25 protein-coding genes are annotated in these 26,951 nt (G+C 66.8%); 8 read left to right on the top strand and 17 right to left on the bottom strand.

What is annotated here, in order from left to right:
* Positions 1-83 precede the first annotated feature (83 nt).
* From NX775_RS18505 to NX775_RS18495, 3 genes are all read left to right on the top strand, one after another.
* Complete coding sequence (locus NX775_RS18505) at positions 84-1,082, top strand: Bug family tripartite tricarboxylate transporter substrate binding protein (RefSeq protein WP_258837289.1); 999 nt, start codon at positions 84-86, stop codon at positions 1,080-1,082.
* Positions 1,083-1,158: 76 nt separating this feature from the next.
* Positions 1,159-1,812: a PhaM family polyhydroxyalkanoate granule multifunctional regulatory protein gene (locus tag NX775_RS18500; protein WP_258837288.1), complete on the top strand. Its 654-nt coding sequence runs from the start codon at positions 1,159-1,161 to the stop codon at positions 1,810-1,812.
* A 123-nt stretch (positions 1,813-1,935) separates the two neighbouring features.
* Entirely contained in the window at positions 1,936-5,082 is a 3,147-nt protein-coding gene (locus NX775_RS18495) for a patatin-like phospholipase family protein (RefSeq protein ID WP_258837287.1), read from the top strand.
* Here the strand turns inward: NX775_RS18495 and NX775_RS18490 are convergent.
* From NX775_RS18490 to pdxR, 6 genes are all read right to left on the bottom strand, one after another.
* Complete coding sequence (locus NX775_RS18490) at positions 5,079-6,881, bottom strand: tetratricopeptide repeat-containing response regulator (protein WP_258837286.1); 1,803 nt, start codon at positions 6,879-6,881, stop codon at positions 5,079-5,081. The two genes, NX775_RS18495 and NX775_RS18490, sit on opposite strands and share 4 nt — an antisense overlap.
* Positions 6,878-7,579 (bottom strand): sensor histidine kinase, encoded by a 702-nt coding sequence (locus NX775_RS18485; protein WP_258837285.1) that lies wholly within the window; start codon positions 7,577-7,579, stop codon positions 6,878-6,880. The genes NX775_RS18490 and NX775_RS18485 overlap by 4 nt, the downstream gene beginning before the upstream one ends.
* A gap of 116 nt (positions 7,580-7,695) precedes the next feature.
* Positions 7,696-9,390, bottom strand: a complete 1,695-nt coding sequence (gene mnmC1, locus NX775_RS18480) for an FAD-dependent 5-carboxymethylaminomethyl-2-thiouridine(34) oxidoreductase MnmC1 (protein ID WP_258837284.1) — start codon at positions 9,388-9,390, stop codon at positions 7,696-7,698.
* Positions 9,356-9,919: a DNA-3-methyladenine glycosylase I gene (locus tag NX775_RS18475; protein WP_258837283.1), complete on the bottom strand. Its 564-nt coding sequence runs from the start codon at positions 9,917-9,919 to the stop codon at positions 9,356-9,358. The genes mnmC1 and NX775_RS18475 overlap by 35 nt, the downstream gene beginning before the upstream one ends.
* Positions 9,916-10,182, bottom strand: a complete 267-nt coding sequence (locus tag NX775_RS18470) for an antitoxin Xre/MbcA/ParS toxin-binding domain-containing protein (RefSeq protein WP_258837282.1) — start codon at positions 10,180-10,182, stop codon at positions 9,916-9,918. The genes NX775_RS18475 and NX775_RS18470 overlap by 4 nt, the downstream gene beginning before the upstream one ends.
* Before the next feature lie 28 nt (positions 10,183-10,210).
* The gene (gene pdxR / locus NX775_RS18465) at positions 10,211-11,749 is read right to left on the bottom strand and encodes a MocR-like pyridoxine biosynthesis transcription factor PdxR (protein WP_258837281.1); all 1,539 of its coding nucleotides are present in this window, start codon (positions 11,747-11,749) and stop codon (positions 10,211-10,213) included.
* An 87-nt stretch (positions 11,750-11,836) separates the two neighbouring features.
* On the opposite strand from pdxR, the gene NX775_RS18460 reads away from it, so the two are divergent.
* The gene (locus tag NX775_RS18460; protein WP_258837280.1) at positions 11,837-12,400 is read left to right on the top strand and encodes an FMN-binding negative transcriptional regulator; all 564 of its coding nucleotides are present in this window, start codon (positions 11,837-11,839) and stop codon (positions 12,398-12,400) included.
* 2 nt (positions 12,401-12,402) lie between these two features.
* Here NX775_RS18460 and NX775_RS18455 read toward each other — a convergent pair whose 3' ends face one another.
* From NX775_RS18455 to NX775_RS18445, 3 genes are all read right to left on the bottom strand, one after another.
* Complete coding sequence (locus tag NX775_RS18455) at positions 12,403-13,035, bottom strand: DUF4142 domain-containing protein (RefSeq protein ID WP_258837279.1); 633 nt, start codon at positions 13,033-13,035, stop codon at positions 12,403-12,405.
* Positions 13,036-13,270: 235 nt separating this feature from the next.
* On the bottom strand, positions 13,271-14,941 hold the full coding sequence (locus NX775_RS18450; RefSeq protein WP_258837278.1) for an acid phosphatase: 1,671 nt from the start codon (positions 14,939-14,941) through the stop codon (positions 13,271-13,273).
* Between the two features lie 281 nt (positions 14,942-15,222).
* Positions 15,223-15,693 (bottom strand): GyrI-like domain-containing protein, encoded by a 471-nt coding sequence (locus NX775_RS18445; RefSeq protein WP_258837277.1) that lies wholly within the window; start codon positions 15,691-15,693, stop codon positions 15,223-15,225.
* A gap of 106 nt (positions 15,694-15,799) precedes the next feature.
* On the opposite strand from NX775_RS18445, the gene NX775_RS18440 reads away from it, so the two are divergent.
* Both NX775_RS18440 and NX775_RS18435 read left to right on the top strand, forming a co-directional pair.
* The gene (locus NX775_RS18440; protein WP_258837276.1) at positions 15,800-16,384 is read left to right on the top strand and encodes an O-methyltransferase; all 585 of its coding nucleotides are present in this window, start codon (positions 15,800-15,802) and stop codon (positions 16,382-16,384) included.
* Positions 16,385-16,494: 110 nt separating this feature from the next.
* The gene (locus NX775_RS18435; RefSeq protein WP_258837275.1) at positions 16,495-17,124 is read left to right on the top strand and encodes a head GIN domain-containing protein; all 630 of its coding nucleotides are present in this window, start codon (positions 16,495-16,497) and stop codon (positions 17,122-17,124) included.
* A 3-nt stretch (positions 17,125-17,127) separates the two neighbouring features.
* Here the strand turns inward: NX775_RS18435 and NX775_RS18430 are convergent, their stop codons facing one another.
* The 7 genes from NX775_RS18430 to cydD form a co-directional block, all read right to left on the bottom strand.
* A complete protein-coding gene (locus tag NX775_RS18430) occupies positions 17,128-17,466 on the bottom strand; it encodes a DUF4326 domain-containing protein (protein WP_258837274.1) in 339 nt (112 codons plus the stop codon).
* Positions 17,467-17,511: 45 nt separating this feature from the next.
* Entirely contained in the window at positions 17,512-17,832 is a 321-nt protein-coding gene (locus NX775_RS18425) for an ArsR/SmtB family transcription factor (protein WP_258837273.1), read from the bottom strand.
* A gap of 138 nt (positions 17,833-17,970) precedes the next feature.
* On the bottom strand, positions 17,971-18,078 hold the full coding sequence (gene cydX, locus NX775_RS18420) for a cytochrome bd-I oxidase subunit CydX (protein ID WP_183554018.1): 108 nt from the start codon (positions 18,076-18,078) through the stop codon (positions 17,971-17,973).
* Positions 18,079-18,112: 34 nt separating this feature from the next.
* Positions 18,113-19,270 (bottom strand): cytochrome d ubiquinol oxidase subunit II, encoded by a 1,158-nt coding sequence (gene cydB, locus NX775_RS18415; RefSeq protein WP_258837272.1) that lies wholly within the window; start codon positions 19,268-19,270, stop codon positions 18,113-18,115.
* A gap of 6 nt (positions 19,271-19,276) precedes the next feature.
* A complete protein-coding gene (locus NX775_RS18410) occupies positions 19,277-20,887 on the bottom strand; it encodes a cytochrome ubiquinol oxidase subunit I (RefSeq protein WP_258837271.1) in 1,611 nt (536 codons plus the stop codon).
* A gap of 42 nt (positions 20,888-20,929) precedes the next feature.
* Positions 20,930-22,738, bottom strand: a complete 1,809-nt coding sequence (locus NX775_RS18405; RefSeq protein ID WP_258837419.1) for an ATP-binding cassette domain-containing protein — start codon at positions 22,736-22,738, stop codon at positions 20,930-20,932.
* 50 nt (positions 22,739-22,788) lie between these two features.
* On the bottom strand, positions 22,789-24,474 hold the full coding sequence (cydD, locus tag NX775_RS18400) for a thiol reductant ABC exporter subunit CydD (RefSeq protein WP_258837270.1): 1,686 nt from the start codon (positions 24,472-24,474) through the stop codon (positions 22,789-22,791).
* 288 nt (positions 24,475-24,762) lie between these two features.
* Here cydD and NX775_RS18395 point away from each other — a divergent pair, with 288 nt between their 5' ends.
* A complete protein-coding gene (locus NX775_RS18395; RefSeq protein WP_258837269.1) occupies positions 24,763-25,335 on the top strand; it encodes a GbsR/MarR family transcriptional regulator in 573 nt (190 codons plus the stop codon).
* A gap of 81 nt (positions 25,336-25,416) precedes the next feature.
* On the top strand, positions 25,417-25,989 hold the full coding sequence (locus NX775_RS18390) for a hypothetical protein (RefSeq protein ID WP_258837268.1): 573 nt from the start codon (positions 25,417-25,419) through the stop codon (positions 25,987-25,989).
* Here the strand turns inward: NX775_RS18390 and NX775_RS18385 are convergent.
* Positions 25,928-26,941 carry an alpha/beta hydrolase gene (locus NX775_RS18385; RefSeq protein ID WP_258837267.1) on the bottom strand — a complete coding sequence of 338 codons (1,014 nt, stop codon included), beginning with the start codon at positions 26,939-26,941 and terminating at the stop codon, positions 25,928-25,930. The two genes, NX775_RS18390 and NX775_RS18385, sit on opposite strands and share 62 nt — an antisense overlap.
* Between the last annotated feature and the right edge of the window lie 10 nt (positions 26,942-26,951).

The raw sequence follows: 26,951 nt of genomic DNA, 5'->3' as shown, positions 1-26,951 counted from the left end.
CGATCTGCAACAAGGCCTGGCTGCCGTCCACGCGCGTGCCCGGTCCATTTCGCCGCATCCGTTGTCCTTATTGGAGACACATCATGTCACGTACCTTTTTGTCGACCCGCCGTACCCTCACCCTCGCCGCTGCGTCGGCCTTCGGCCTGCTGGCCCTGACGCCGCTGGCGGCGCAGGCCCAGGCCTTCCCCACCAAGGCCATCACGATCATCGTCCCGTTCTCGGCCGGCGGCACGACCGACATCCTGGCGCGCGTGCTGGGGCAATTCATCAGCAAGGACCTTGGCCAGCCGGTCATCATCGACAACCGCGCGGGCGCAGGCGGCAATATCGGCACCCAGCTCGTGGCGCGCGCCGCGCCCGACGGCCACACGATCCTCATGGGCACGGTCGGCACCCATGCCATCAACCAGAGCCTGTACCCGAAACTGGGGTTCGACCCGATCAAGGACTTCGCCCCGCTCACGCGCGTGGCCCTGGTGCCGAACCTGCTGGCGGCCAATCCGGCGCAGCCGTTCAAGACCGTCAAGGAGCTGATGGCCTATGCCAAGGCCAATCCCGGCAAGGTTACGTTCGGCTCGTCGGGCAGCGGCACATCGATTCACCTGTCCGGCGAATTGTTCAAGCAGATGGCCGGCGTCGACATCCAGCACGTGGCCTACAAGGGCAGCGCGCCGGCCGTCAATGACCTGCTGGGCAACCACATCGCGATCATGTTCGACAATATGCCGTCGGCGATCAGCCACGTCAAAGCCGGCAAGCTGCGCCCCCTGGCCGTCACCACGGCGCAGCGCTCGCCGGCACTGCCCGACGTGCCGACGATCGCCGAAGCGGGCGTGCCTGGCTACGAAGCCACATCGTGGTTCGGCCTGCTGGCGCCGGCCAAGACGCCGGCCCCTGTCGTGACCAGGCTGAACGCGTCGATCCTCAAGGCGCTGGCCGACCCGGACGTCAAGAAAAAGCTGCTGGAGCAAGGCGCCGAACCAGCCGGCGAGACGCCAGCGCAGTTCGCGGCCTTCATCGCCAGCGAGACGGTCAAGTGGGGCAAGATCGTCAAGCAGTCCGGCGCGACAGCGCAGTAAGCTGCCGTGGTGCACGGAGCGTGGTCCGCCCCGGCGTTATCTGCTACGCTAGCCGCACCACCACAGGAGACGCCACATGCTCAAGCCGCCCATGCCAGGAATGACCGACACCCTCGAATTCGTCAAGAACCTGTGGGGCGGCATGCAGATCCCCGGCGCCATGCCGGGCATGCCGCCGCTGCCCGGCGCGGGCATGTCGGTGGAAGACCTCGACAAGAAGATCGCCGACCTGAAGGCAGTCGAGGCCTGGCTCACCCTCAACCAGAACATGCTGCACGGTACGATCCAGGCCCTGGAAATCCAGCGCGGCACGCTGGCCACGCTCAAGGCGATGGGCGACAGCATGGCCCAGGCGATGGGCCAGACAAAGGTCGGCGAGTCGTCGGTTGCGCCGTTCGCGCAGTTCTTCGCCCAGATGGCGCAGACGGCAACGCCGGCTGCCCCGACGCCGCCAACCCCAACACCAACGCCGCCACCGCCACCAGCGCCCGATGCGGCGCAGGCCGCACCCGATGCCACGGGCGCCGCCATGCCGGCCGCTGTGGCGTGGTGGAACCTGTTGCAGGATCAGTTCCGTCACGCCGTGGCCAGCACCATACCGGCCGAGGGGGCGGCGGCTGCCGATGACACCAATGCCGCCGACGCGCCTTCTACTACGCCTGATGCGCCATCGGAAGAACCTGCCGCGCGTGCACGGCGCAACGGTCGCAGCAAGACAGACAAGACCTGACGCCAGCGCTGCATGGATGCCTTGAGGCGTCCCATTGACGGTGCTGGTAGCGCACGCGCATGAACCGTGCTGAACTGACCGGGCGGCCCCCTTCCCGGCCGATCAGTGCAGCCGGAGCGCCCCATGCTACCCAGTGACCTGTCCCACCTGACACCATCGCAGGTCGACGACCTGCGCCGCAAGCTGGCCGCCGCCGGTTGCCAGCCGCCTCCCAACCCTGGCACGATCAGCGAACTGCACGATGCATTCGCGCTGCTGCGCCGCCGGCACGGCCTGGCGCCGTCCAATGCCATCGATGCCGACACCCTGCGCTGCCTCGACCTCGACGCCGGCCTGCTGTTCGGCGAAGTGCTGCGCGACGAACTCGATCTGCTGCGCCCCGCCAGCAGCGAGGCACTCGACGCCGGCGTGCCGCCCGACCGCGCACGCCTGCGCGCCCGCGCCCACAGCGGCATGCTCACCGGCCTGGCCCTGTCGGGCGGCGGCGTACGCAGCGCCACGTTCGGGCTGGGCGCGCTGCAGGCGCTGGCGCGCTGCCGCTTGCTGGGCCGGATCGATTACCTGTCCACCGTGTCCGGCGGCGGATTTGTCGGCGGCTGGCTGGCGCGCTGCCTGCACGCGCATGGCAACGACATCCACGAAGTCGAAGCCCTCCTCGCGCCGCCCGCTGGCAGGGGGGAGGCGCCCGAGCTGCGCTTCCTGCGCCAGTACAGCAATTACCTGTCGCCGCAGGGCGGCATGTTCAGCGCCGACACCTGGACGCTGCTCGGCATCTATGTGCGCAACACGGGCCTGAACCTGACGATGCTGGTAGCCTGGCTGTGCGCCCTGCTGCTGCTGCCGCGCTTTGCCGTCTGGGGCGTGCACCGGGTCGTGGGACCTGGCGGACCATGGACGCGCCTGGGCGACGCCGCCTGGATCGCGGGCGTGCTGCTGTTCTTGTTTGCCGTGTTCTGCATCGCGTTGTCGATTTCCAGCAAGCCGGCAAGTTCGCGCGGCCGGCGCCGCTTTCCGCTGTCGCAGGGCGCGGTACTCTGGTGCATCAACCTGCCGCTGCTGCTGGCGGGCTTTCTCGGCAGTCTCGCTGTATGGCGCCACGGCGGCGCGACGCCGGCGACACTGCTGCCGCCGCAACTGGCCGACCGGCCGCAGTGGCTGCTGGCGCCGGGCGTGGTCTACTTTATTGTCTGGGCCTGCGGCTGGTACCTGGCGCACGACCGCGCCAGTTCGTACCGGGGCGCGGGCTACACCGTCTGCGGCGCCGGTGGCCTGGCGGTGCTGCTGGTCGTGCTCGAGGCTACGCGCACCTTCGCACCGGCGATGCTGGCGTGGCTGCCGGACGGCGGCGCCCAGCTGTCGTGGTGGCTGTGCGGCTTTGTCGCGCTGGTGCTGCTACTTGCGCTGTGGCTGGTCATGTACACGCGCCTGCGCGCCGACCCGCCGCTGCGCGACCTGACGCGCGCGGAACTGGGCGAAGGCCTGTCGCACTTTGCCTGCGCGATGGGCGCGCTCACGTTGGGCACCGTGCTGCTGCTGTGCGCGCTGGCGCTGCTACCGGCGCCGGGTGCGCATCCGCTGGTCAACAACGCCATCGCACTGGCCACCTTCGGCATGCCAGCGATGATGGCGCTGTTTGCCGTCACGATGAACCTGATGATCGGCCTGGTCGGCCGCCAGTACAGCGACGCGAGCCGTGAATGGTGGAGCCGCCAGGGCGCATGGACGGCGATCTTCGCGCTCGGCTGGCTGGCCGTGCACGGCGTGTGCTTCTTCCTTGCGCCGCTGCTGCACTGGGCCTGGCTCACCTACGCGCCGTGGTCCAACCTGGGCACGCTGGTCGGCTGGCTGGCGATGACCGCCTTCGGCCTGAAGGCCGGCAGCGGCGGCGCCACCGGGGCCCGCGCCGCGCGCGACCCGAAGCTCGAACTGGTGGCGCGCCTCGCGCCGTACGTGTTTACGGTCGGGATCTTCGCGCTGCTCGGCAGCCTGGTGCAGCTGACGGTGGCGCGCCCGCACCTGCACTGCCCGCATGCGACGCTCGCCTGCGTATTTCAGGCGCACGCCGCCGCCACGCTGGCGACCCGGGGCAGCACGCTGCTGGTGGCCTTTGCCTGCTTTCTCGGGGCGGCGCTGGTACTCGGCTGGCGCGTCGACATCAACAAGTTTTCGCTCTACATGCTGTACCGGAACCGCGTCGTGCGCGCCTGGTTCGGCGCCGCCAACCGCGCGCGCCGGCCCCACCCGTTCACCGGCTTCGATCCGGGCGACGACATCCTGCTCGCCGAGCTCAAAAACGCGCGCCCGTACCCGATCGTCAACACCGCGCTGAACCTGGTGGATGGCGAAGAACTGGCATGGCAGACGCGGCGCACCGCGTCGTTCGCGTTCACGCCGCGCTGGTGCGGCTATGAGCAAGGGGGGCCTGGCGGTACCGGTTGTTATCGCCCCACCGCCGCCTACGCAGCGCACGCTGGCGTCGGGCTGGACGACGACGCTGGCGTGCGCCTTGGGATGGCAGTGGCGTTGTCGGGCGCCGCGGCCAGTCCGCACATGGGCGCGCACTGGTCGGCGCCGCTGAATTTCCTGATGACGATGTTCAATGTGCGCCCGGGGCGCTGGTGCCCGAATCCGGCGCGCCCGACCTGGACCAGTTCATCGCCGCCCATTGGCCTGTTCAGCCTGTTGGCCGAGCTGTTCGGCCAGCTCGATGCCGACGCCGGCTATGTGCACCTGAGCGATGGCGGCCACTTCGACAACCTGGGCATCTATGAACTGGTGCGGCGCCGCTGCCGCCTGGTGATCGCGGTGGACGTCGGCAGCGACCGCGAACACGCCTTCGAAGACCTGGGCAACGCGATCCGGCGCTGCGCCACCGAGCTGCATGTGCGGATCGACCTGGATGTGGCGCGCCTTGCCATCGCGCCGGCCAGCGGCATGTGCAGCGCCAGCTGCGCCGCCGGCAGCATCCGCTACAGCCAGGCCGACGGTGCTGCCGGCGATGGCGTCATCCTGTACGTTAAGCCGGCCATCGTCGGGACTGAAAACGCCGACCTGCTCAATTACCGCAAGCTGCATCCCGACTACCCGCACGAGAGCCTGGCCGACGGCTGGTTCGATGAAGCGCGCTTCGAGAGCTACCGCGCGCTGGGCGAACACGTGCTGGCGGGTGCGCTCGCTGACGCAGCGCAGGCGGCAGCGCTGGCCGATGGCGGCTGTGATATCGGGAAGCTGTGCGCGGAATTACTGCGCAGGCACGGGCCGGCGCGCTAGGAGAAGCGGTTGCTGTGCGTTGGCTTGGCCACCGGAGCTGGTTCGGGCGACACATCGGCCACGGCTTCTTTCTGGTCGGCCGCATCCACGGGCACAGGCGGCGCCGCCGGATCGGCCTTTGGCTGCAAACCACGCAACTGTTCCATCAGCTGCGCGAAGCGCTGCTGCCCTGGCTGCAGCTTGTCGACATGTTCGAGCACCATGCGCGCCTCGGTGTCGAGTTCCTCGTCATAGCCTTCCTGCTGCATGTGCGAGATCGAAATCTGCACCGCGTTGAACAGCACCCGCACATTGTCCGGCACCCGTTCGCGCGCCATGCGCATCCACTTGACGGCGTCGGGCAGCTTCCCGCTCTTCCACAGCACGACGCCCTGGTTCATCAGATCCACCGCTTCCTTGCGCGCGGCGCGGATGATGGCCGCGCCCTCTTCGCTCAGGCGCGCCTTGTCGAAGATGGCCTGGACCTCGTCCTGCAGCAGGTTGTTGTCGTGGTTGTTGCGCACCACGTGGGCCAGCACCTCACCCGGCGTGTCCTTCACGCCCACGGCAAACAGCAGGATCGCCATCTCGATGCAGATTGCCGTGCCGGGGCGCTTGGGGTCCTCACCCAGCATCACTTCGAGCTCGTCGCCGGCGCGGCGCGCGTTGCGGTAGTCGCCGCTCTCGTGGTGGATCAGGCCTTCGGTGATCTTGGCGCGCAGCGCCATGTCGTCGTAGTCGCCGCCGAAGTCGCGCTGGGCCAGTTGCAGCAGTTGCAGCGCATCCTTGGTATTGTTTTTCAGGCCGCACACGCGCGCCAGGCCAAGGTAGGCGTCGGGCGTCTTGCGGATCGAGTATTCACCGATCACGAGGCACTTGCGAAACGCCTTTTCGGCCAGCACGACGTTGCCCAGCTTGAGCGCGGCCTGGCCCAGGTTGCGCTGGCGCGGCACCGAGTTGGGCGAGAGCTTGGCCGCGCGTTCCAGGATCGCGGCGGCTTCGTCGTGCCGCCCCAGGCCCTGATAGGCCTGGGCCAGCTGGTCATAGGCATCGATGTAGTGGCGGTTCTCGGCGATCACGGTCTGGAACATCTGGCGCGCCTGCTCGAAGTCGCCATCGGCCAGGCGGATCTTGCCCAGACCGGCGCGGGCCCAGTGGTACTCGCGCTGACCCAGCACCTGCTCGTACACCGCGCGCGCCAGCGCCGGCTGGCCGCTGCGCTCGAGCATGCGCGCCTTCATGCGCAGCAGCTCGATCACGTGCACGCGGTTGGCGGCGATCTGCTCGTCGCACAGGGTCGCGGCGCGCAGGTAATCCTTTTCCATGAAGGCCTGGTCGATCAGGCGGAAGATCTGCTTGCGGCGCCACACGCGGTTCAGGCGCGACAGCAGCACGCCTTCGGTGATCGGCTTGACCAGATAGGCGTCCGGCTGGTGCTCGGCCGCGCCCATCACCGATTCGACGCTCTTTTCGGCCGAGACCATGACGAACACGCTCGACGGCAGCAGCAACTGGCGGATGCGCGCTTCTTCCAGCACCTGCTGGCCGTTCTTGCCCTCGCCCAGGTTGTAATCGCACAGCACGACGTCGTAGCGCGTCTTGGTCAGGAGGCTCATGGCTTCGCCACCGCTCGAGGCCTGGTCGATATTGCGCGCACCCAGGCTGCGCAGGCTTTCGCGCAGTAGCTGGCGGATCCCGGCAAAGTCGTCGACGATCAGGTAGTGCTTGCCGGCCCAGTCGATCTGCTCGAGGACCTTGGGCAGCGCGGGCGCGGCCGGCGGTGTGGCGGGTGTCTGCACCAGCGCAGCAGGCATGGTCATGGCAGCGTCAGGATGAAGCAGCCGCCGCCCAGCTGGCCGCCGTTCTCGAGCCGTACGGCGCCATGGCGCCCGCGATGGTGATGCATGCGCGCCACCTCGCTCGAAAAATACAGGCCCAGGCCCGCGCTGTTGGTGGCGAAGTTGACGCCGATGTCACCGCTCGCGGGCGCGCCTGCCGCCAGCAGGCCTGGCGGAAAACCGGCGCCATTGTCTTCGACACGGATTTCTAACTGGCCATCGACGTCGCGCGCAGCCAGCAGGATGCGGTCGCGCGTGTAGTGCAGCGCGTTGTTGACCGCATGCGAGACGACGCCGACGATCAGGTCTTCGTCGACGTGGGCAATCAGGTCAGAGTCGACATCGAGTTCGAGCCGGATGCCGCGCGAGTCGAGCAGCACGCGCGACAGCGCCACGACCTGCTCGACGACCTGCCCGACTTCGAGCGGCTGCGCATCGAACGGGTAGCCGGGCTTGCCGACCTGCTTGTAGAGCGCGAGGAGCTGCATCAGGTTGTCGTTCAGGCGGCGCGTCTGGTACAGCATCTGCCCCATCTGGCCATACGCTTTCTCGGTTTCGGGCGTGGCGCCGTCGAGCAGCCGCTCGAGCGTACCGGACAGCACGCTGATCGAGTTCTTCATATCGTGAGCAGTCACCGCGAGAAACAGGAACAGCTCGGGCGAATGTGGTGCATCTTCCATCGCGGACCAGCCTCCTTCGGCGGTTAATAGTTGCTACCGGTAAATTATACCGGCTCGACCCGCACAGTCTGGACGCGATTGTCCCGGATGAGCGCACATTTGCGACAACACAACAGCTAAAGGTCTCCCGCGCTGCTGGCCGGCTGCCGGGCGCCACGGCGAGCGCGCAGCACGAAGCGGGCCGGATCGAGCGCATCGACCAGCGTCATCTCCAGCGGCAGCGGCTCGCCTTCCAGCTGCGCCGCCAACAGCTCGGCCGCCAGCGGCGCCCAGATCAGGCCACGCGAGGCATAGCCCAGAAGGCCATACAGCTCCGGATGGCGCGGCACGTCGCGCAGGCGCTCGGTGCTGCCGGCGGCGGCGATATCAGGCAGGCGGCCCACAAGTGGCAGGCGGTCCGGCGCCACGCAGCGAAACCCCACGCGCCCCGCCAGTGGCGCGTCGTCAGCCGCGTGCGGATCGGACACCAGCGCGCGCAGGCGCGTCACGTTTTCCAGCTGGCTGCTGGCGCGCAGCGCGGGATCGGCATCGAGGTCATAGGTCGCCCCGGCGCACAGCACGCCCTGCGCGGACGGCGTCAGATAGGCTTCGCGGCACAGCACCAGCGGCAACTGCGGCGCCGCCCCCGGCGGCAGATGCGTGACCTGGCCGCGCAGGGCCTGCAGCGGCAGATCGGCGGTGAGCGCCATGCGGCGCGCGCCGGCGCCGCTGGCCAGGACCGCCGATGGCGCCGTGGCCAGCACGGCGCCATCGGGCGAGCGCGCCAGCCAGGTGTCGCCTTCTCGCTCCAGCGTTACGTCACCGGCGCCAAAGCAGCGCGTCAGGCGCGCGCCGCACGAGGCCAGCAGCGCCTCGCAGACGCTGCCCGGGCGCGCCCAGCCGCCTTGCGGGAACAGCCAGCCGCCGTCCGGTGCCGGCAGGCCAAGCAAGGCCTCGGCCTGCGGAGATTCGAGCCAGCGCGCGAAATCCGGCGGGACGCTGCCATCGTTCGCGATGGCGCGCGAGACTGCGGCGTGATCGGCGTCGCGCGCCAGTTGCAGCACGCCGCAGGCAGCGCCGTCAAAGGCCTGGCCGACGCCGCCCAGCTGCTCCCACAGGCGCAGCGCGTACAGGTAGGCGGCGCGCGTCAGGCGGGTCGGGACGTTGTCGTCGCGCGAGAGCAGCGGCATGAAGATGCCGGCCAGGTTGCCCGACGCTTCCAGCGCTACCTCGGGATGCCGCTCGATCAGCGTGACTTGCCAACCCCGCGCGCACAGGCGCGCCGCCAGCGCGCAGCCGGCCAGACCCGCCCCCAGCACCAGCGCGTGGCGGACGGGTTGTGGCGTGACGGGCAGGCGCGGTTTGCGGCTGGAGAAGACCGCGTTGTCATTATTCTCGAACACGAAGCCTTGCGCCGTCAGCGCTTGTCTCTGCGCGTCATCCAGGCCGGATGCGGCAAGGCGCGCACCGAGCGTCGTCAGGCGCGCCAGCGGCCGGGCAAAGGCGCTGCCGGCGGGGTCGTGCAGCCGGATGCAGTCCAGGTGCGCACTGAGTTCGGCCAGCGCACTCTCGAGCGGCGCGGCCAGCAGGTCCAGCGTGATGCCGGCTTCTGCTTGCGGGATGCGGTGAAAGCCCGGCTGCAGATCGGACGCCAGCGCCACGATGTGCAGGTGCTGCGGACGCTGCGGGTCGGCGCACCAGGCCGCGATCAGGGCAGCGACACGTGCGCCATCGCCATGGTCGCTGTCGAATACGGTGTAGCGCGCGCGGCCGCGCCAGTGGTCCTGCATCGGCATGTCAGCGCCGCGTGCGACAGATGCAGTCGCGGTCATGGTCGTCCACCATGCCGATGCCCTGCATGTAGGCATACACGATGGTCGAACCAACGAATTTGAAACCGCGCTTGCCCAGGTCTTTCGACAGGCGGTCGGACAGGTCGGTGCGCGCCGGGCGGGCGCCATCCGGCCAGTCATTGACGATCGGCGCGCCATCGACAAAGCCCCACAGGTAGGCGTCGAGCGTCAGGCCCTGCTCACGCATGACCAGGTAGGCGCGCGCATTGGTGATGGCTGCCGCTACCTTGAGGCGGTTGCGCACGATGCCGGGGTTGGCCAGCAGCTCGGCCTTCTTGTCGTCGCCGTAAGCGGCAATCTTGTGCGCATCCCAGCCATCGAATGCGGCGCGGTACGTCTCGCGCTTGTTCAGGATGGTTTCCCACGACAGGCCGGCCTGCGCGCCTTCGAGATTGAGCATCTCGAACAGCGTGGTTTCATCGTGGCACGGCACGCCCCACTCGTTGTCGTGATAGGCGATGTAGCGCGGGTTGGCCATATTGGCCCACGAGCAGCGGGTGATGGTCATCGTTTGGCGCCGCGCGGCGGCATCTGGCGCAGGCAGGCCAGCACGTCATCAACACGGCCGGCAGCGACCAGCTGCGCAGGCGTGCTGTCGCCAAGCGCAGCCTGGGGCGTGGTCATCCAGGCGTCGGCGGCGTCAATGCTGCCAAGCACCTGGCGCACCTCGTGCATGACCGCATAATGGGTCTGGGCCTTGCGCGAATGGTCCTGGAAGCGGGCCTGCAAAGCACTGATATTATCGGGAGAAAGACGTTCGGGATCGGTCATGATGTGGGTCTCGGTAGCGTTGACGGCATCATACCTTGCCGCGGCGCGCGCCTGCCGGCCACTGCGCTTCGATCACCTTCGCCAGCGCCGCCACGCCGCGCCGGATATCCGCCGGCGGCACTGCCGAAAACCCCAGCAACAGCCCCGGCGCCACCGCGCAGGCCGGCGTGGCGGCGGGGTTCGCAAAATACCCGAGCGGGCGCAGTTCGATGCCGGCATCAAGCGCCGCCTGCGCCACCCGGGCTTCGAGTGGAATGCGACCACGCTCGTCGGGCCGGAAGTGCGTGCACAAATCCAGCCCCGCATCGGCCGGGCCACAGCGCAAGCGTTCGCCCAGACGGTCGCTCAGCGCCGCCATCAGCGCTGCGCGTCGTTCGGCATACGCGTCGCGCGTGCGCCGGATGTGGCGCATGAAGTGGCCTTCCCCGATGAAGTCGGCCAGTACCGCCTGCGGCAGGATCGCACCCTGGCGGTCGATCAGCGCTTTTGCGCGCGCGAGCGGTTCAGCCAGCGCCGGCGGCGCGACGACGTAGCCGAGCCGCAGCGCCGGAAACAGCACCTTCGAGAACGTTCCCACGTAGATCACACAACCGGCGCGGTCGAGGCTTTGCAACGACGCCAGCGGCGGGCCGGTGTAGCGGTACTCGCTGTCGTAATCGTCCTCGATCACCCAGGCGCGGTTGGCTGTCGCCCAGCGCAGCAGTTCGAGCCGGCGCGCGAGGCTCATCGTCACGCCCAGCGGCAGCTGGTGCGACGGGGTGGCGAACACCATGCGCGCGTCGGGATAATGCAGCGCGCCGTATGCCACATCCATCCCTTCGTCGGTCACCGGCACGGTGCACAGGCGCGCTCCGGCCACTTGTATCGGCGCGCTGGCGCCCTGATAGCCGGGCGACTCGAGCCAGACACCGTCGCCGGGCGCGAGCAGCAGTTGCGACAGCAGGTACAAGGCCTGCTGCGAACCGGACGTGATCACGATCTGCTCCGGTTCGCACACGACGCCGCGCGAAGCGCGCAGGTAAGCGCACAGCAGTTCGCGCAGCGGGGCATAGCCGTTGGCTGCGCCATAGCCGAGGTAGGGACCGGAACGATGCGCGCGCCGTAACTGGCGCGCTTCGAGCTTGCGCCACAGGTCGAACGGAAACAGGTCCAGGCCCGGCATGCTGGGGCGGAAGGCGCGCGGCGGACCATCGCGCAACGGCGCCCGGCCCATGGCGGTGGCCATGGCCACGCCGCGTGCCGGCAATGCCCGTAGCAAGCCATCGGTCCGGGGCGGCCTGCGCGCAAGCGGCAAGGCTTCGTCGACAAACGTGCCGTGACCCACGCCGCCACGCAGATAACCCTCGGCAGTGAGCTGATCGTAGGCAGCCAGCACGGTCTGGCGCGATACGCCCAGCACGACGCACAGCGTGCGTGTGGCCGGCAGGCGTGCGCCAGGGGCCAGTGCGCCCTGCAGGATAGCGTCTCTGAGCCGTGCGTGCAGCTGGCGAAACAGGGGGATCTCACCGCTGCGTTCAAGCGGCGTAGCGGCAATCAGGTCGTGGGCATGCATGGTGGGCAGAATCATATTGGTACGCCCATCTTTACTGTAATTGGCTATTTTGGAAAGCCAATTTGTATTCGAGGATACGGGTCTACTCTGGAGACACATTGCATGTATTGTCCTGCCCGTTTTGCCCAGCCTGACAGCACTAGCCTGCACGACCTGATTGCCGCCCACCCACTTGGCATGCTGGTGACGCACAGCGACGGACTGCCAGACGCCGATCACCTGCCATTTGATGTCTACGCGAGCGAGGGTATTTTGCGCACGCACGTCGCGCGCCGCAATCCCGTCTGGCGACGCGACGGGCAGCAGGTGCTGGTCGTGTTTAGGGGACCATCGGGGTATGCCACGCCGGATCGCGTGGAAAAAGAAGAAACGGGTGGCCGCGTGGTGCCTACCTGGACCTATAACGTGGTCCATGTGCACGGGCGGCTGCGCACGATCGACGAGCCGGCCTGGCTGCTGGCGCAGGTGACGCGCCTGACCGACCGCATGGAACACATGCAAGCTGAACCATGGGCGGTGAGCGACGCACCGAACGATTACATCGAGGGGATGCTGAACGCCATCGTCGGCATCGAGATCGTGATCGAACGGATTGAAGGAAAGTGGAAAACCGAGCCGCCGCCAAGGGTGCGAACCACCCCTGGCGGCGGCGCGATCAACGCCTGATCTTAGTGGCTGGCGCCGGTATGACCAGCGGCGCCCGAGCTGCCGGTGCTGCCCATCTTGCCGCTAGCAACTTGCTCGGCATGCTTCAGGTGCTCTTGCACGACCGGGATCATCTTGTCGACCTGACCCTTGACGTCAGCATCCTTGGCCGCTTTCGAGGCTTTTTGCAGCTTGGCCAGCGTTTCCTTGTGCGCTGCCACGCCGCCCTGCTTCGTGTAGGCCTTGTCGAACGCGTCGCCATTGGCCTTTTCCAGCTTGGCCGCCATCGCCTTGTGCTTGGCATCAAGTTCGGTTGGCAGGGTCACGCCCTTCGATTGCGCCAGGGTCTGCACTTCGGTCAGCGCCTTGCCATGGTCATCGACCATTTTCTGAGCGAACGCTTTCACATCGGCATTCTGGCTCTTGCTTTGCGCCATTTTGCCCATTTCCACCTCAGCCATGTTCGACATGCCCATGTCCATGATGGCCTTGCGATCGGCAGCGGCCAGCTTGGCCGTGCCACTGGCGGTAGCGGACGTCGCGCTGGCACCCATCTGGGTGGAGTTGGCGGTTTGCGCCTGGGCGCCAACCGAACCGAACATGGCTGCTGCGACCGACACTGCCAACAGGCGCTTGATGAGTTGAGTTTTCTGCATGGTGTATCTCCTGATTCTTGACATTGTAGGATTGGGTTGGACGCTGCACGATGGCCGGCGCTTCTTCCCTATATGTTTGGGCAATTCAATACTGCTTGTCGAACCCATCGTTATGACGGTTATCAACGAAACAACATCGAGTAGGCAAACTTTATACCTGTGTCATTGTTACCAGCGCGCGATAGCCAATAGGAAACTTTTAATCAAAAAGCCAGCCTTGATGACTGGCTTTGTATCACCGGAATTGCAATGTGGCCGTCAGATCGCCCGGCGGACGGGCGCCGCGCCCTTCGAACGCGGCGTTGCGTACAGCCAGGCCTTCCAGCAGCGGCAGACCGTGCAGGCGCGTGATGAAGCGCAGCACCGAGGTCGTGTCATAGAAGTTGTGGTCGACCACGCCCCGCTTGGCGTGCGGCGACACCACGATCGCCGGGATGCGCGAGCCCGGGCCCCAGCGGTCGCCCTTCGGCGGGGCCACATGGTCCCACCAGCCGCCGTTCTCGTCGAACGTGATCACCACCACCATGTCTTTCCACTGCGGTGACTTTTTCAGGTGCTCAATGACGTTGGCGACGTGGGCGTCGCCCGATTCGATGTCCGAGTACCCGGCGTGCAGGTTCAGGTTGCCTTGCGGCTTGTAGAACGCAACCGCCGGCAGCTTGCCGGCAATCACGTCCGCAATGAACCGGTTCGAGATCGGGCTGTCGCCCAGGCCGCCGTCACGCAGGTGGTCGGCGCGCGCTTTGGTTCCCGGGGCGAACTGCCTGAAGTAATTGAATGGCTGGTGGTGGTACTGGAAGTTGGGCTTCTGGCCGGCGCCGCGGCCATCGAGCGCCGCTTGCTGGCCGCCGCCATACCAGGCCCAGCTGACACCGCGCCGGGACAGCAGGTCGCCGATCGTGTCATAGGTTTGCGGCGGCAACACGCTGGCGTCCTGCGGGTCGGCGTGCAGCGGGTCGCCATCGACGGCCGGACGGACCCAGCTCGGCTGGTACGGCGGCGCCATCGTGTTGACGGCATAACCGTCCGGCGTCATCGCGCCATTGCGCACGACCTTGGGCGGACCGTCCAGCGCCGAGGCCGGCGAATCGGGGGCCAGCGCCAGGCGTACGCCCTGCGGGCCATCGTCCAGCACTGCAATCTTCGATTTGGCCATCGTCTGCGCGGCATCGAAGTATTCCGGCACCCGGCCACTGATCAGGAACTGGTGGTTCAGGTACGAGCCGCCAAACGCGGCCATGAAGAAGTTGTCGCACAGCGTGAATTCGCGCGCGATCTGCCACAGGCCGAGGTTCTTCGATGTTTCGCCGTAATAGCCCATCACCATGCCGCCGGCATCGGACCAGGCGGCAAAGCCGTCGTTGCGCCCGCCATTGATCTGCATCTGGTTGTGATAGAACTGGTGCACCAGGTCACGCGTGACGATGGATTCCGGCAGCGGCTTGCCATCGCCGTCGGTCAGCTTGAACGGCGCATTCGGCAATGCTGCCAATTGCTTTTCGTCGATCAGGTAATCCTTGCCGCCGATATTCTGGCGGCCCGGCACCATGCCGCCCCAGATGTTGGGCAGGGTCGGCAGGACCGAACCGTCGCGGTCGCGCTGTTGCAGGCGCGCCGCCGGCACGCTTGCCAGCGGCTCGGCCAGGCCGGGGAAATCGGCAAACAGATTGTTGAAGCTGCGGTTTTCCAGGTAGATCACAACCACGTTCTTGACGTGGGCGCGCAGCTTGGCGTCGAGCGAACTCCTGGCTGGCGCCTTCGCCGCGGTGGGCGCTGCGTTTGCCACGCCGGGCAGCGTGCCGGCGCCGGCCACCACGCCAGCGGCCGCGGCGGCCTGAAAAATGCGCCTGCGCGCGGGGTTGCCTGGCTGGGTGGACGCATCCGGTCCGGAATCTTGCTCGTGCACGTGCTGCTCCTGTGGCTGGCGGTCAAGGCGACCGCAAAGCAGGCATTATCCGTGAGCTTTACAAAGGGAAACAAGCAAGAGAAATCGAATTCGTCCGGATCGTCAAACGGTTGTCACATTTAAGCAGCACAATGCAAGTGCTCCTTGGGAAGGGAACGCGGCAGCGCGAGCTGCCCTACCGGCGCCGGCGGTCGGGAAATATACCGGCACCAATTTATAGAGATGCACCCACGACACGGCCCCGACGCGGGCCGTGTCCTTTATCTGTGCTTCATATCAGTTCAACCGTACAGCGGCACCAGGATGTCGTAGGCATTGTCCGGCCGCGCGCCATCGTCGACGGTCGGCGTGTAGCGGCGGTCGTACCGTTCCAGGCGGATACCCTCTTCATCGGCTTCCATGCCCAGTTGCTCCATCGCTGCCGTGCCGGTCACGCGCGAGGCTTGCGCATGCAGCATCGGGCCGCGGTGCGTCATCAGCGCATAACGGCGCGCCGGCACCTGGATGCCGATCATGCCGGGCGGGAGCTGGTCGAGGTCAGCGACCTCGACGGCCACGCATTCGACCTGCTCACCATTGTCCTGCCGCAGCGTTACGCCGTAGCGGACACCGTTGTGCTCGCCCAGCTCGCCTTCACGGGCGAGGAATGCTTTCCAGATCTCTGGCAAATCCGTTTCCGGCGCTGAAATTGGCGCAACTGCCGGTAGCCCGGCGAGCTTCATTTCAGGTAGTGTGATGGTCGAGATGTGCATGATGTGGACTTCAAAAGAGACGAAAAGATTATAGGCTTATCGCTTCGGCAATATTAGCAACGTCGCAATCGTGCGCCTCGATTCCCGGACAAAATGGAGACAACCGTTGACCACTTCACTTAAAGCCCTGCTGAAAGAGCTGGAAACCTTCGGCGCCAGTCACGATGCGGCCCACGAGAACCGTGCCAGCCGCATGCTCAACATCACCCACGATACCGGCGAGTTCCTGGCCGTTATCGTGCGGGCGATGGGCGCACGCCGCATTCTCGAGATCGGCACATCCAATGGTTACTCGACGCTGTGGCTGGCCGATGCGGCCGCGGCGCACGATGGTCTCGTCACGACGGTCGAACTCTCGCCCGCGAAGGTCGCGATGGCGCGCGCCAATTTCGCGCGCGTCGGGCTGCAGGACCGGGTGCATCAGGTCGAAGGCAACGCAGGCGACGTGCTGGCCGGCGGCGCCGATGCGGCGTTCGACCTCGTCTTCCTGGATTCGGAGCGCACCGCTTACCTCGCCTGGCTGCCGCAGATCGAACGTGTACTGCGACCGGGCGGGCTGGTCGTGGTGGACAACGCCACCTCGCACGCACAGGAACTGGCGCCGTTCATGCAGGCGCTGCGCTGCGCGCCGGGCTGGAGTACCAGCCTGGTCGCGGTCGGCAAAGGCCAGTTTCTCGCCACGAAGCACTGATTCCGGCGCCTGTGCAGTTCAACACCCGTTTCTTGCAATCCATCGCAAGGGCGGGGCTGCGGATGGGTGCCGTGCCTAGAATGGGCTCCATCAACTCACTGGAGAACATCATGAAACGTGCCGTCATCGTCGCCCTTTTCTCGCTCGCATCCCTCTCGATCCAGGCCGCCGAACAGGTGCGCAGCGTGACGCCGTTCAAGACCATCGATTCACAGGGCCCCGTGAGCCTGGTGGTCGAGGTAGGCAAGGCGTATTCGCTGCGGGTCGAGGGCAACCAGAAATTCATCGACCGTGTGAAGACCGAGGTCGTGAACGGCGAACTGCGCCTGTCGTTCGCGGACAAGAACAGCAAGAACGTCAATATCGACGATGCCGAACGGGTGGTCGTGACCATGCCCGAGCTCACCAGTTTTCGCGGCGAAGGCGCCGGCCTGATGATCCTGAATAATGTGCGCACCGAGCGCTTCGACGTGAATTACCGGGGCGCCGGCAGCCTGCAAATGAACGGCAAGGTAGGCCAGTTGCGCCTGAATGCCGAGGGTGTGGGCGAAGTCGACGCCAAGGCCCTGATCGCGCAGGATGCCGATGTGACCTTCCGCGGCATCGGCGACGTGAGCGTGCACGCCACCAACAAGCTCAATGCCAGCGTCCAGGGCCTGGGCAACCTGACGTATTACGGCAAGCCGGCATCGGTGAGCAAGTCGGTTTCGGGCATCGGTAACGTCACTGCCGCCAAATAACCATCACGCATTCACGAGATCGATCAGCACCTGCGCATGACACGGGGTGCCCGGCCGGCACCAGCATGCCAGGTCATGGCCGCACAGCGACGCATGTGCCTGTTGCGCCACTTGCTGCCCGGCCGGATCGATCTGCAGCCACAGGCGATACGCCGCCACGGCTTCTTCGACCGTCGGCATTGCGATATAGCGCCCGGCCGGTGTGCCGGGCGCCAGCTCGGGCAGCACCGAAAATGGATTACCCCACTTGCCAGGCCGCGCCACGGAAATCGTGTTGGGTGGCATGCGCCAACCTTTCTTGCGGCTCAGTTGCACCCGTTGCGGCGTGGTGGTTGACGTCATGGTGATCCTCGTCGATGGCAGCACCGGCAATTCCGGCATCGACGATCATACCGTCGCCAGACGCTCCTGCATCGACTGTGCACCTGCGTTGCCGCAGGTGGCCGACAGGAACTCCATCAGGCCCTGCAAGGTCTCCACGCGCGCGCGATAGAAGATGAAGCGGCCTTGCTGGCGCGGCGCGACCAGCCCCGCGTGCGTCAGTTCCTTCAAATGAAATGACAGGGACGATGCCGGCATATCGAGGGTTGCTGCAATATTGCTTGCGGACTGGCCCTGGGGGCCGGCCTGCACCAGTAGCCGAAACGCGGCAAAGCGGGATTCCTGGGCAAGCGCGGAGAGTGCAACGATGGCGAGATTGGTTTGCATGCGGTCATTCAAGGTTCGATTCAACGGTCCCGGACGCTTACACCGCCGGGCCACGGTTCGAATACTGTCGAATGACTTTGACAGGGTGATGACATGGGCGCGTGCCGGCGCAAATCAGCCACGCCGGCACGCCCGTCGTCACGCCTGCTGGCGCTGTGCGTCGTCCATCAGCTCGTACCACATTGCATTGAGGACGGCGAAGGCAGCCGCGAGCGGCAGGCCGAGTAGCCAGGCGAAATACCACATGGTGAAGTCCTTTCTGGTTGCGTTATTCGTTCAGTTAATACGCGTGACTCTTGCCGCCGCTGATGTCGTCTGGCACCACCTTGCCCCACAAGACCTTGTAGACCCAGCTCGTATAGGCCAGGATCAGGGGCAAAAAGATGCAGGTCGCAACGAGCATGATGAACAGCGTCAGATGGCTCGACGACGCATCCCACACCGTCAGGCTGGCCTGCGGCTGGATCGACGATGGCAAAATAAACGGGAACATCGATGCCCCCACGCTGAGCACGATGCCGGCGATCGACAGGCTCGACGTGAGCATGGCCACGCCTTCCCGGCGCCGCACCAGGGCCATCAGCGTCAGCAGCGCGCCGACGATGCCAGCCGCTGGCGCCAGCTGGGTCCATGGATGCGCGGCGTAATTGGCAAACCAGCTGCCCGCCACGCCCGCCTCGACAGTCTTGAACAGCGGATTGGACGGGCCGGTCGTCACCACCGCGCTCGTGATGCGGTAGCCATCGACAAAGCCCCACAGCAGCACGCCGGCCACGGCGTACAGCACCACGGTGGCAACCGCGGCGCGCATGCCCCAGGCGCGCGCACGGCTGGCCACCAGGCCATCGGTCTTGAGCACCAGCCAGGCCGCACCGTGCATGACGAGCATGGCCACCGACACCAGGCCGCACAGCACGGCAAACGGATTGAGCAGGGCAAAGAAGCCACCCTCGTAAAAGATCTGCTGATCGGGCGCGAGGCGGAACGGCACGCCCTGCAGCACATTGCCCATCGCGACGCCGAAGATCAGCGCCGGCACGAAGCCGCCGACGAACAGGGCCCAGTCCCAGGTCGCGCGCCAGCCGATGCTGTCGCGCTTGCTGCGATATTTAAAGGCGACCGGCCGCAGGATCAGCGCCAGCAGCACGGCCGCCATCGCCAGGTAAAAGCCCGAGAACGAGACCGCATACAGCTGCGGCCAGGCCGCAAAAATGGCGCCGCCGCCCAGCACGAGCCAGACCTGATTGCCTTCCCACACGGGGCCGACGGCATTGATGACGACCCGGCGTTCCAGGTCGGTGTTGGCGACAAACGGCAGCAAGGTGCCGGTGCCCAGGTCAAACCCGTCGGTGACGGCAAAGCCCACCAGCAGGATACCCAGCAGCAGCCACCAGATGATGCGCAGCGTGTCGTAGTCGAGAAGCGTATGAAGAATCATGGTGTGTTACTCCGCAGTGATCATGGGCGCAGTGCGCATTGCCGGCGTGGTGCCGACCAGTGGGCTGTGGGTGCCCGGCGCATGGGCCAGTTCGTCTTCCGGCCCCTTGCGGATGGCCTTGAACATCAGTTTCATTTCCACGACCAGCAGGATCGAATACAGCACGACAAAACCGATCAGGGTCGTCAGCACGGTCTGGATGCCCAGGTTCGATACCGCGACGGCGGTAGGCAGCACGCCCTCGATGGCCCATGGCTGGCGCCCCAGTTCGGCAACGACCCAGCCAGCTTCGGCGGCGATCCATGGCAGCGGGATCGACCACACGGCCACCTTCAGCAGCCACGGATAAGCGTCCAGGCGACGGCGCGCCGACAGCCAGAAAAACACCGCCGTGAGCACAATGAAGAACATGCCAAGCCCCACCATGATGCGGAACGACCAGAACAGCGGCGCGACCTGCGGCACGGTATCCAGGGCCGCTTGCCGGATCTGCGCGTCGCTGGCCTGGCGCGGATCGTCCACATAGCGCTTGAGCAGCAGCGCGTAACCCAGCACCGCGCTGTGCTCTTCAAAGCGCGCCTGCAAGGCCGGCGGCACCGGTGCGCGGCCGCCGAGCGCGCGAATCTCTTCGAGCGCGCCATAGGCCACGATGCCCTGGCGCACCCGCACCTCGGCCAGCTTGACCAGGTCACTGATGCCCGGAATCTGGTTCGACAGCGAGCGCGTGCCGATCAGGCCCATTGCCCACGGGATGTGGATCGCGTAGTGCGTCTCGCGCGCGTTCTGGTCGGGAAAGCCAAATGCGGTAAAGGCGGCCGGCGCAGGCTGCGTCTCCCACATGCCTTCGATGGCAGCGAGCTTCATGTGCTGGTGTTCGGTCGCCAGGTAACCGCTTTCGTCACCCAGCACCACCACCGACAGCGAAGCGGCCAGGCCAAACGACGCGGCCACCGTCATCGACCGTTTGGCCAGTTCGACATGGCGGCCCTTGAGCAGGTACCAGGCTGCGATGCCCAGCACGAACAGCGCTGCGATCACATAGCCGGCCGACACGGTGTGCACGAACTTGGCCTGGGCCACCGGATTGGCCAGTACCGCGCCAAAGTCCGTCACCTCCATGCGCATCGTCTGCGGGTTGAGCGTGGCGCCGATCGGGTTCTGCATCCAGCCATTGGCGATCAGGATCCACAGCGCCGAGAAGTTGGTGCCAAGAGCCATCAGCCAGGTCACGGCCAGGTGCTGCACCTTCGACAGGCGATCCCAGCCAAAGAAGAACAGGCCAACAAAGGTCGCCTCGAGGAAGAACGCCATCAGGCCTTCGATCGCCAGCGGCGCGCCGAACACGTCACCCACGTAATGGCTGTAGTAGCTCCAGTTCATGCCGAACTGGAATTCCATCACGAGGCCCGTCGAGACGCCAATCGCAAAGTTGATCCCGAACAGCACGCCCCAGAACTTGGTCATCTGGCGCCAGATGGGGCGCCCGGTCATCACATACACGGTTTCCATGATGGCGATGAGCATCGACAACCCCAGGGTCAGGGGGACAAACAGAAAGTGGTACAGCGCAGTCAAGGCAAACTGCAGTCGGGAGAGCCCGACAACGTCGAGATCCATGGTGAATCCTTTCTTCTTGAATACGTCAGTGGTTGGTTGTTCTTAGTGTTGGCGCAGCGCGTCCAGTGCCGCATCGAATGCCTGGGTGCCACGCCGCAGGTCGGCATCGATCCGCCCGTCTTTCATCACGAGCAGGCGGTCGGCCAGCGCCGCTTCGCGCCGCAGATGCGTGGCCACCAGCAGCGTGCGGCCCTTGGCGTGCAGCGCCAGGCGCGCCAGCACATCGGCCGCGGTGGCGCCGTCAAGCGCCTCGGTCGGCTCGTCCAGCAGCCAGAAGTCAGCCCGGCGCAACAGCAAGCGCGCCAGCGCCAGGCGGCGCGACTGGCCGCCCGACAGGCCAAGACCGCCCTCGCCCAGCAAGGTGTCAAGACCCTGTGCGAAGCCGCGTACGTCCTGTTCCAGGCCGGCGGCCTGCAGCGCAGCCCACAACTGCGCGTCGGTGGCGGCGGGATCGGCCAGGCGCAGGTTGTCGCGCAGGCTGTCGCAAAACAGTTCGGTACGCTGGGTCAGCCAAGTAGCAGGCCGCGCCCATACCTGGCCCGCCTGGGCGGCCAGTTCGCCGGCCGCCAGCGCCAGCAGCGTCGACTTGCCGACACCGCTGCTGCCGACCACGGCAACGCGCTCGCCAACGGCAATGTGCAGATCGACCGCATGCAGGGCCGCGCCGGTGCGGCCGGGATGGAACACGGTGGCGGCGTGCAGCAGCAACGCCGTGCCGGTGCCGGTGCCGGTGCCGGTGCCGGTGCCGGTGCCGGTGCCGGTGCCGGTGCCGGTGCCGGTGCTGGTACCAGCGGCGGGCGGCAGCGGTACGGCGGCGTCATCCTGCTGGCGCAGGCGCGGCGCCACGCGGCGCATGGCCAGCCAGCTGCGGCCAGCCTCGATCGCGCCGCGCCGCAGCGCGGCAAACGGCTCCAGCGCGGCCAGCGCGATCAGCAGTGCCAGCGCGGCGGCGGGTGCGCCCAGCTGCCCCACCTGCGCCTGTATTTGTGGCATCTGCTGCTGCACCGGATGCGATGCCAATTGCTGTGCCAGCGCCCCCACTGCCAGCAGGACGGCGGCGACGGTGACGTGGCCACCGACCGCATACAGCCAGCCGGCGCCGGTTTCCAGCCGGTGCAGCGCGGCGTCATGGCGCGCCAGGTTCGTATCGAGGCGCGCCAGTTGCGCACACTGCGCCGGCACCCGGCCGGCCAGCGCCAGGTCGGTCTGGCCGGCAACCAGGTCGATCGCCTGGGCGCGCAGCCGCTCCAGCGCGCGGACGCGGCGCAGCGCCACCGGCCGCGCCAGGCGCGCCACGAGCAAGGTCACGCCCCAGCCAACCGCCAGCAGCCAGCCGAACATCGCCAGGCCAAGGCGCCAGTCGAGGTTCGCCAGCACCAGGCCGGCCAGCAGCGCTGCGCCGCAGGCGGCGACAGCCGGCACGATCAGGCGCAGATAGACCGATTCGAGGGCATCGATGTCGCCCGTCAGGCGAAACAGCAGGCGCGACGGCCGGCGCAGCAGCGCCCGTGCGGCATCCGGCGTGGCCCAGCCGCGAAACAGCCGCTCGCGCAGCGCGGCCAGTACGCCAAACGTGGCGTCGTGCGTCACCGTGCGCTCGGCATAACGGCCAAAGGTGCGGCCCAGGGCCAGCAAGCGGATCGCCGCGCTTGGCACGAACACATTGAACATGGCGGCGCTGCCGGCCAGGCCGGCCAGGGCCGCCGAGGTGATGAACCAGCCCGAGGTGCCCAGCAGCGCCATTCCGGCCAGCACCACAAGCGTCGACAGACCCGCCCCCAGGGCCAGGCGCCGCCCGCCGGTGAGGATGAACAGGGACAGCACCGGCTGCATGTCGTTATTGCGCTTCATGTCGTTACCGCGCTTTGTTTCTTTGCCACGCTTTGTTTCTTTGCCACGTTTCATGCTGCGCTCCGTTGAATCAATGGTTCGCCGAGGCGCACGACACGGCCCAGACGCGCGGCCAGTGCCAGATCGTGGGTGGCGACAATCATGGTGCGGCCCTGCGCCAGTTGCAGCAGCGCGTCGATCACGCCGGCGGCCGTGTCGCGGTCGAGGTGGGCAGTGGGTTCGTCGACCAGCAGCAGGCCGGCATGCGGCGCGCACATCGCGCGGGCCAGCGCAAGGCGCACCAGTTCGCCGCCCGACAGGCCAAGGCCGCCCTCGCCCAGGCTCTCGCCCGGCGTCGCGTGCTCGATCTGGCCAAGGCCTGCGCGCGCCACGGCGCGGCTGACGGCGTCGACCGTCACGCCATCGCGCTCGAGCGCCACATTGGCGCGCACCGAGCCGGCAAACACGTGCGGCTTCTGGCCGATCCAGGCCATGCGCGCGCGCAGGCCAGCAGCCGACCCGGCGTCCAGCGGCACGCCGCCGATGCGCACGGTGCCGCTGTCAAACGGGACGAGGCCCGCGATGATCGACAGCAGCGTGGTCTTGCCGCTACCGCTGGGGCCGACCAGCGCCACGTGCTCGCCAACGTGCACATACACATCCTGGTTGTCGAACAGCGGCGCTTCACCCGGATGCGCAAAGCGCAGGCCCTCGATATCGACAGATGGCGCGCGGCCAATGCGCAGCGCTTCGTCCGGCCCTTGCAGCGCGCCCGGCAACGGCAAGCCGGCCGCCTGCAGCCTGGCCAGCGCCTCGAGCGCTGCTTCGCCGGCGGCCTTGTCGTGCCAGACCGCCGCCAGTTCGCGCAGCGGTTCGAAAAACGCCGGCGCCAGCAGCAGCACGAACAGGCCTTCGGCCAGCGTCAACCGGCTGCCCCAGTTGCCCGGCCCGATTTCGCCGAGCAGGTGGAAACCCACGTACACCGCCACCAGCGCCACGCCCAGCGCCGAAAACAGTTCGAGCGCGGTCGACGACAAGAAGGCAATGCGCAGCACGCGCATGGTGCTGGCGCGGACCGCTTCGCTGGAAGCCCTTACCCGGCGGGCGGTGGCGTCGACGGCGCCCAGTGCGCGCAGCGTCGACAGGCCGCGCAGCCGGTCGAGCAAAAACCCGCTCATGCCGCCGACCAGCTGCAGTTGCGCTTCGCTGGCAGCCTTGGCGCGCCAGCCGATAACGACCATGAACAGCGGAATCAGCGGGGCGGCCAGCACCAGGATCAGCGCAGCAAGCCACGAGAAGTAACAGACGACGAGTGCGATGACAGGCGGCGCCAGCAATACCCGCATGCGCGCCGGCCCGTATCGCAGCAACCAGGGCAGCACGGCTTCGGCCTGCTCGGCGACGATGCTGGCGGCCTGACCGGATGGCAGGCGCGCACGGTCCAGCGGCGAGCGCGCGGCCAGGGCTTGCACGGCTGTCTGGCGCATGGCGGCGAGCTGGCTGCGCGACACGGCGAACAAGCGGCGCGCGCCCCACGCTTCGCTGCTGGCGCGCAGCACGCCAAGGACGAGGAACCCCAGCACCGGCAGCAGCATGTCGGCCAGCCCGGCGCCTTGGGCCAGACTCCCCACCGCATGCGCCAGCAGCGCCGCTTGCGGAATCCACAGCAGCGCCGCACCGCTCATTGCCAGCGTGGCGCCACGGGCAGGGCCAGGGCCTGTAAGCAGTGCCGGACGGCGGGGTTGGCTGCGGTGCATGGTGGTTCTCCAAACGTTGTTGCAACAAAACGGCAGACGTACGGGGGCCATGGCCATCAGCGTCGGACGTGCCCCGGAATAAACTTTTTGGATTTTCTAAAACTTCAGGAATTTCGGAAGGTGAGCGGATTATGCGCTGAAACTTCTGGTCTGTCTGTAATGGGTGACCAGGTTAGTCGGGAATTACGAACGTATTAACAACAATGGCGGCAAACACGCGCATGCGTGGTACGTGTCCGGGTGACGTGGGATAATTCACCTTTCACAAGCATCGAAAAGTTCGCAACCATGACGCCACTTGTCCAAACGTTTGTCAGCCACTTCGGCGAGATGGGCAGCCGCTGGGGCATCAACCGCACGGTGGGGCAAATCTACGCCCTGCTCTTCGTTTCCGAAGAACAGCTGCATGCCGACGACATCGGCGAAAAACTCGGCATCTCACGCTCGAACGTGAGCATCGGCCTGAAGGAATTGCAGTCGTGGGGCCTGGTGCGCCTGTCGCGCATTCCGGGTGATCGCCGCGAATACTTCACGTCGCTGGGCGATGTGTGGGAAATCTTCCGCGTGGTCGCCGCCGAGCGACGCCGGCGCGAAGTCGCACCGACGCTGTCGGTGTTGCGCGAGTCGCTGCTGGCCAATGCCAGCCACCCCGAAGACAAGTTCGCGCAGGAGCGCATGCGCGAGATGCACGAACTGGTCGACCTGGCCAACAACTGGTTCGACGATCTGCAACGCCTGTCGCCCGAATCGATGGCGCAGCTGATGAAGATGGGTTCCAAAGTCCAGAAGCTGCTCTCGGCCAAGGACCGCCTGTTCGCTGCGAAAGACAGCAAGGCGCCGAAGCAAACGCCGGAAGAATAAGGCGGTCGGCAGAGCCGTGCTCGCCTCTTTCAGCCGACCGGCTAGACTGGGCTTTTCCTTTTCCTGTTACCAGTCCAGTTCATGAATATCGCTTGTATCGCCTGGGGCTCGCTGCTCTGGAAACCCCAGGGCCTGAAGCTCGCCTCCGGATGGCATCCGGACGGTCCCGCCATGCCCATCGAATTTGCCCGCCAGAGCGACGACAGTCCCGAACTGGCGCTCGTGCTGTGCGAAGGCGCGCGCCTGATGCCCACCTACTGGGCTTATGTCGCCACCGACGACCTGGATACCGCCCGCGCCATGCTGTGCACGCGCGAAAAGATCCGGGCCGCGTTTCCGGAATGGATCGGCAGCGTGCCGGCGCAGGACGGCGCAGAAGACAATCCGCGCGTGGCCGCCTGGCTGCGCGCCAAGGGCATCGACGCCGCCATCTGGACCGCGATCCCGCCGAAATTCGATGGCGTGAGCGGGCGCGTGCCGACGGTCGACGAAGCCGTGGCGTGGCTGGACAGTTGCAGCGGCGCGCAGCGCGACGCCGCCGAGGATTACATCCGCCGCACGCCGGCCCATATCGACACTGCGTACCGGCGCATCATCGCGGCGCGCCTGGGCTGGCACCCGCTGCGCGAGGCGCATGTGACGCAGATGCGCTGACCGGCGCGATGCGTTGCCGCACCCAGGCCTGTGCATGCGCCAGCGTCACCCTGGCCATCGCGGTCGGAAAGTGAATGAAACCATGTGGCGCATCGGGCGCCACGTTCAGTTCGACATCGGCCACCTGCTGCCAGCGCTGCGCCATTTGCAGCGTGTCGTCGAGCAGCGGATCGCCACTGCCAACGATCATCAACGCCGGCGGCATGCCGGCCAGGTCGCCGAACAGCGGTGACAGCGGCGGCTGGCGGCGCCCGGCGTCGTCCAGGTCGGGCGTGAGCCTGCGCAGCCCGGCCAGCATGCGCGGCCCGTCGAGCACCAGCGTCTCGGGCCCTGCCCTGCGCACGCTGTCGGTGCCGGCCATATCGTAGACGCCGTAGTACAGAACGGCGCCAGCGATGCGCGCCAGCAGCGCGGGCCAGTCACTTAGCCCTTGCAGCGTAGCCGCAGCCAGTTGCGCCCCCGCCGACTCGCCGACCACGATGATCGGCTTGCCCGCATACTCCGGCAAGCCGTCCTGCAACAGCCAGCGCGCCGCGGCCAGGCATTCTTCCATCTGCTGATGCACGAAGGCGCGCGGTGCCAGCCGGTAATCGACCGACACCACCGCCAGGCCGCAGCGGCTGGCAAAGGCCGCATTGAACGCATCGTTCATGGGCGCATTGCCGACCACCCAGCCGCCGCCGTGAATGTCGAGCACGACGCCGGCCACCGGCCCGCGCGGGCGGATGATCCGGACCTTCACCTGCACTCCCTCCAGCCCCACCATGCGCGTCTCGACCTGCAGGCCGGCGCGGCGCAGCTTGCCGTCGGCGCTGACCTGGGACAAGCGCAGCAGGCCCTGTACAAGCAGCGGCATGAAGCGATAGCGCGTACCAAAACGCGGCGCGCGCGCAAGCCGCGCATTGAAGCGTGCCGCTTCGTCCAGCGTGGCGTCGTCAAAGGTCAATGGCATCGGCTTTCCT

It is taken from the genome of Massilia aurea (assembly GCF_024753205.1).
Taxonomy (GTDB): Bacteria; Pseudomonadota; Gammaproteobacteria; order Burkholderiales; family Burkholderiaceae_D; genus Telluria; species Telluria aurea.
The sequence above is the reverse complement of the archived record's forward strand: the minus strand, read 5'-3'. Positions and strand labels throughout refer to the sequence as shown.

Excerpts from the sequence above, each read along its gene's own strand:
- NX775_RS18460 (WP_258837280.1), top strand. The coding sequence starts at position 11,837 with ATGTATTGTCCTGCCCGTTTTGCCCAGCCTGACAGCACTAGCCTGCAC.
- NX775_RS18500 (WP_258837288.1), top strand. The coding sequence starts at position 1,159 with ATGCTCAAGCCGCCCATGCCAGGAATGACCGACACCCTCGAATTCGTC.
- NX775_RS18490 (WP_258837286.1), bottom strand. The coding sequence starts at position 6,881 with ATGACCATGCCTGCTGCGCTGGTGCAGACACCCGCCACACCGCCGGCC.
- NX775_RS18385 (WP_258837267.1), bottom strand. The coding sequence starts at position 26,941 with ATGCCATTGACCTTTGACGACGCCACGCTGGACGAAGCGGCACGCTTC.
- NX775_RS18425 (WP_258837273.1), bottom strand. The coding sequence starts at position 17,832 with ATGCAAACCAATCTCGCCATCGTTGCACTCTCCGCGCTTGCCCAGGAA.
- NX775_RS18445 (WP_258837277.1), bottom strand. The coding sequence starts at position 15,693 with ATGCACATCTCGACCATCACACTACCTGAAATGAAGCTCGCCGGGCTA.
- NX775_RS18435 (WP_258837275.1), top strand. The coding sequence starts at position 16,495 with ATGAAACGTGCCGTCATCGTCGCCCTTTTCTCGCTCGCATCCCTCTCG.
- NX775_RS18395 (WP_258837269.1), top strand. The coding sequence starts at position 24,763 with ATGACGCCACTTGTCCAAACGTTTGTCAGCCACTTCGGCGAGATGGGC.
- NX775_RS18495 (WP_258837287.1), top strand. The coding sequence starts at position 1,936 with ATGCTACCCAGTGACCTGTCCCACCTGACACCATCGCAGGTCGACGAC.
- NX775_RS18485 (WP_258837285.1), bottom strand. The coding sequence starts at position 7,579 with ATGGAAGATGCACCACATTCGCCCGAGCTGTTCCTGTTTCTCGCGGTG.
- NX775_RS18475 (WP_258837283.1), bottom strand. The coding sequence starts at position 9,919 with ATGACCATCACCCGCTGCTCGTGGGCCAATATGGCCAACCCGCGCTAC.
- NX775_RS18455 (WP_258837279.1), bottom strand. The coding sequence starts at position 13,035 with ATGCAGAAAACTCAACTCATCAAGCGCCTGTTGGCAGTGTCGGTCGCA.
- cydB (WP_258837272.1), bottom strand. The coding sequence starts at position 19,270 with ATGATTCTTCATACGCTTCTCGACTACGACACGCTGCGCATCATCTGG.
- mnmC1 (WP_258837284.1), bottom strand. The coding sequence starts at position 9,390 with ATGACCGCGACTGCATCTGTCGCACGCGGCGCTGACATGCCGATGCAG.
- NX775_RS18430 (WP_258837274.1), bottom strand. The coding sequence starts at position 17,466 with ATGACGTCAACCACCACGCCGCAACGGGTGCAACTGAGCCGCAAGAAA.
- NX775_RS18405 (WP_258837419.1), bottom strand. The coding sequence starts at position 22,738 with ATGAAGCGCAATAACGACATGCAGCCGGTGCTGTCCCTGTTCATCCTC.
- NX775_RS18505 (WP_258837289.1), top strand. The coding sequence starts at position 84 with ATGTCACGTACCTTTTTGTCGACCCGCCGTACCCTCACCCTCGCCGCT.
- NX775_RS18470 (WP_258837282.1), bottom strand. The coding sequence starts at position 10,182 with ATGACCGATCCCGAACGTCTTTCTCCCGATAATATCAGTGCTTTGCAG.
- NX775_RS18410 (WP_258837271.1), bottom strand. The coding sequence starts at position 20,887 with ATGGATCTCGACGTTGTCGGGCTCTCCCGACTGCAGTTTGCCTTGACT.
- NX775_RS18390 (WP_258837268.1), top strand. The coding sequence starts at position 25,417 with ATGAATATCGCTTGTATCGCCTGGGGCTCGCTGCTCTGGAAACCCCAG.
- cydX (WP_183554018.1), bottom strand. The coding sequence starts at position 18,078 with ATGTGGTATTTCGCCTGGCTACTCGGCCTGCCGCTCGCGGCTGCCTTC.
- cydD (WP_258837270.1), bottom strand. The coding sequence starts at position 24,474 with ATGCACCGCAGCCAACCCCGCCGTCCGGCACTGCTTACAGGCCCTGGC.
- pdxR (WP_258837281.1), bottom strand. The coding sequence starts at position 11,749 with ATGATTCTGCCCACCATGCATGCCCACGACCTGATTGCCGCTACGCCG.